The 4,221-nt window shown below is 38.1% G+C and carries 1 protein-coding gene and 1 pseudogene; both read left to right on the forward strand.

Going from position 1 to position 4,221, the window contains the following annotated elements; all coding sequences use genetic code 11:
* Nucleotides 1-544 precede the first annotated feature (544 nt).
* Nucleotides 545-2,209, forward strand: a complete 1,665-nt coding sequence (locus IEX29_RS26210) for a phage tail protein (protein WP_444544103.1) — start codon at nucleotides 545-547, stop codon at nucleotides 2,207-2,209.
* Nucleotides 2,158-4,221 (forward strand): annotated as a pseudogene (locus IEX29_RS26215) (hypothetical protein); the annotation flags it as partial. The gene IEX29_RS26210 and the pseudogene IEX29_RS26215, both read left to right, overlap by 52 nt.

Consider the following 4,221-nt stretch of genomic DNA (forward strand, 5'->3'; position numbering starts at 1 on the left):
TTCAGTTTTAGACCTACCTTGATAGAAAGGAGGTATATGCTATTTGGAAAAAATCGAAGGATTAAGTATTGGACTGGATTTAGAAACACTACGTGTAGAACGCGGTTTAACTGGCTTAAAAGACAAAATAAGAACTGTAAACAGCGAAATGAAAGCAAATATGTCTTCGTTTGATCGCTCTGATAAGTCAATAGGTAAATATGAAACAAGACTTGATGGCTTAAATAAAAAACTTGAAGTTCAAAAAACTGTTGTTAAAGAAGCCAAATCTGAATATGAAAAAATGGTCTCTGAATACGGTGCGGGATCGAAGCAAGCAGAGAAAGCAGCAAGAGAATACAATAATCAAGCTGCGTCTTTAAATAATCTTGAGAGATATATCCAACGTACAAAAAATGAACTTACGAACTTAAAGAAAGAACAAGCTATTGCAAATAGTGGATGGACTAAGGCCGGTAAAGGATTAAAAGATTTCGGAAGCAAATTAAAAGGCATCGGTACTCAAATGTCGGATATCGGTGGACAATTAACCAAAAAAATCACCATGCCAGCTTTGGGTGCCGTGTCCGCGTTAACCGGTATAGCACTTGTTAAAGGTTTTGATAGACTAATTGGCATTGATACTGCACAAGCTAAATTAAAAGGCCTGGGTCATGATGCTGAAGGTGTAGAAAAAATCATGGAGTCTGCCCTTGATGCGGTTCGCGGAACATCTTTTGGTATGGGTGAAGCTGCAACCACAGCTGCCAATGCTGTTGCTGCAGGAGTAGAACCGGGGAAAGAATTAACAAAGTACTTATCAACCACTGGTGATGCTGCTGCAATAGCTGGATCAAGTATGAGTGAAATGGGAGCGGTCTTAAATAAAGTAAAGACCTCAAATAAAGCCTATAACGGTGAGTTACAGCAATTATCTGATAGAGGATTGCCAGTTTATCAATGGCTAGCGAAAGAGGCAGGCGTTGCAGCAGAAGAAGTAACTAACTTAGCCTCAGATGGTAAAATATCGTCCGAAATGTTAATGTCAGCCATCGAAAATAACATTGGTGGAGCAGCACAAAAAATCGGTGAAGAATCCTTTACTGCAGGTCTGGCAAATATGTGGGCAGCTGTTGGCCGTTTGGGAGCTTCCTTTTTAGATGCCGGTGGTAAAGGTGGAGGATTTTTCTCTCAACTAAAGCCTTTAATTGTTGATTTTACTGGTCGAATAGATACAATGGGAGACTTTGCTGAAAAAGCTGGTGTGAAATTTGGAGAATTTTTCACAAGTGTAATTGATAAAGCCAAATCATTAAAAGCAACGTATGACGGTTTGTCACCTTTCCTGCAGGACATCATAAAGAAATTATTATTATTTGGTAGCGTTGGAGTTGTAGCACTTGGACCAATAATATTAGGTTTAGGAAAACTCATTTTATTTGTTGGAGGTGTTACAGAAGCATTCGGTAAATTACTTGGGTTTATCGGTAAAAAGGATGGGATAAGAAAAGTTGGAAAAGATGCTGCTGACAGTGCCAAAAAAGGGGGACTTTTAAGTAAGCTGTTTCGAGGACTGTTAACCGGATTAAGATTTCTCACTGGTCCTATTGGTTGGATCATTACCGGGGTATTAGCATTAGGCAGTGCATTTGTTACGGCTTATAAAAAGTCAGAGAAGTTCCGAAACTTTATTAAAAGCATAGGAACATTTTTTAAGGATTTAGGAATCACAATTTATGAATTCTTAAAGCCTGCAATTGATAAAGTGGTTGAAGTCTTCATGGGCATATACGACAGCACAAAAGATATATTGCAGAATAAAGTTATTCCGTTTATCCAAAATACTTTTGAGTCAGTATCTGAGATTGTGGGTAACGCTCTATCAAAAGTAACCGAAGTAATCAGTAATGTATGGGGGAATCTTACAGAGTTTGTTGCTCCATATATAAAATCCTTTACTGATTTTATTAAAAACGCTTGGTCTAGTTTAACGTCTTGGTTCGGTTCAAGTTCTGGAAAAATGATAAATAAAACAGTTGGCATCTTTGGGAAAATTAAAGATGGCATATCAGAGGGAATTTCGACTGCCGTTGGTTTTGTTAAAAAAATATGGAGTGGATTAATTAATTGGTGGAATAAAAATGGTGACAGCNTGTTTCAGCTGTCGTTTCCTATGCAATGGATGTGTGGGGCAGGCTCACCGATTTTTGGAATAAACACGGTGATATGATCCAACAAGCAGCCAAAAATGTATGGGGTTTTATTAAGACCGTGGTACTTGGTACCGTCACTGTAGTGTGGAATGGAATAAAGAAATTTTCATCAGGTATATACACTTCCATCAAATGGGCGCTTGATAAAATATCCATCGGCTGGAATGTTGTCTGGCCGAAAATATCTAAGGTAGCCCTAGGGGCTATAAATGGTTTAAGTACAGGAGCAAAGATAGTCTTTCCATATATTCAAAAAATCATTAAAACCACTATGTCCGTAATAGAAAAAATCATGACTGTTGTCTGGCCAGTAGTTAAATTTATCGTTATCGAAACATGGAATGCAATAAAAGGAACTATAGACGGAGCACTAAAGGTTATAACTGGGTTGATACAATTTTTCGGTGCTCTATTTACTGGAAACTGGTCTGAAATGTGGGATGCAGTTAAAAACATCCTTTCGGGGGCAGTGAAGTTTGTATGGAACTTTATCCAGCTGTCATTTTTCGGTCGAATCATCAAAGGCGGAATGCTGTTTATCAAAGGCTTTGCTGGTCTCTTTAAATCAATGTGGACAGGTATAAGTAATCTGTTTTCCACAGTGATTACTTGGATTGTTGGTTTTGTTCGAAGTAGTTTCACTACCATGAGTAATACTGTAAGTACAATAACGCAAACCATTTGGAGAATAATCTCTACTATATGGAACGCAATATGGTCATTCTTCAGCAAAATAATATCGACCATTGTTACCTTTGTAAAAAATAGCTTTACCGGACTATGGAATATAATCAAAACCATATTTAACGGCATTAAAGATTTCATAACTTCTCTTTGGAATAATGTATTTAGTTTCTTTAAAAACGTTATTAAGGGAATTGTTGATTTCGTTAAAAATAGATTTACCGGGATGAAAGATAGTACTTCCAATATTTTTACTACCATCCGCGATACAGCTCAAAGGCTCTGGAATGCAGTAAAAGATAAAATTTGGAATCCGGTTAAAAATATTGTCTCTAATGTAAAAGAGAGATTCACTAGTTTGAAAGATGGAATATCTGAAACTTTTAAAAATATCCGGGACAACGTATCTGGATGGATTAAGGAAATGGTTCAAAACGTCAAGGATATGCCAGGTAAAATGGCTGACGGCATCAGCAAAACAATTGGGAAAATAAAAACTGCCTTTGCCAATATTGGTAATGGGATGCTGCAAACGTTGGGTAATGGTGTTAATGGAGTTATTTCAGGTATAAATTGGGTGCTCGAAAAACTAGGAATCACTCCTGGTTTACTCGAATGGGATGTCCCAACTATAACTGTCGGTGGGGGTAACGCATTTGGAGGAGCAATTGCAGCACATGCGCAAGGTACTGACGGACACCCTGGAGGAAAAGCTTTAGTATCAGATGGTGTTGGGAGAAACGCCGGACAAGAATTAATAAGGTTGCCAAACGGAAAGGAATTTTTATCCCCAATTAAGCCAACAATAATGGATTTGCCAAAAGGAACGCAAGTGTTGTCTGCACTTAAGACAAAAGAGTACCTAAAGATGCCTGCTTATGCGTTTGGTACCATCAAAGATGCTGCATCATGGACAAGTGGAAAAATTAAGGATGGAGCGAAATGGACAGGAAACAAAATCAAACAGGGCGCTAAAAAAGCTAAGGACGTGGCTTTCGATGTCTGGGATTATGTGGAGAATCCATCCAAATTATTAAATAAAGCTCTTTCGTTTTTAGGTATTTTTCCAGAGAAATTTATCGGAGCATTTAAAGAAGTTCCGATAAAAGGGTTCAAGAAAATAAAAGATGGTGGAGTCGAGTTTTTAAAGAAAAAAATAGATAACATGTTTAGCTCCGGTACAGGTGTCGGAATGGGATCCGGCATCAAAAATGTTGGTGGATGGGCGTTGCCTATCAGAAGAGCAGCAGCACAAATGCGTGAGACAGTTTCCAATTCCGAGGTAAATGGGATTCTTGCACAAATCCAACGTGAATCTGGTGGTAATCAGCGCATTATACAACAT

The sequence above is a fragment of the Oceanobacillus neutriphilus genome, assembly GCF_014645515.1.
GTDB classification, from domain to species: domain Bacteria; phylum Bacillota; class Bacilli; order Bacillales; family Amphibacillaceae; genus Oceanobacillus; species Oceanobacillus neutriphilus.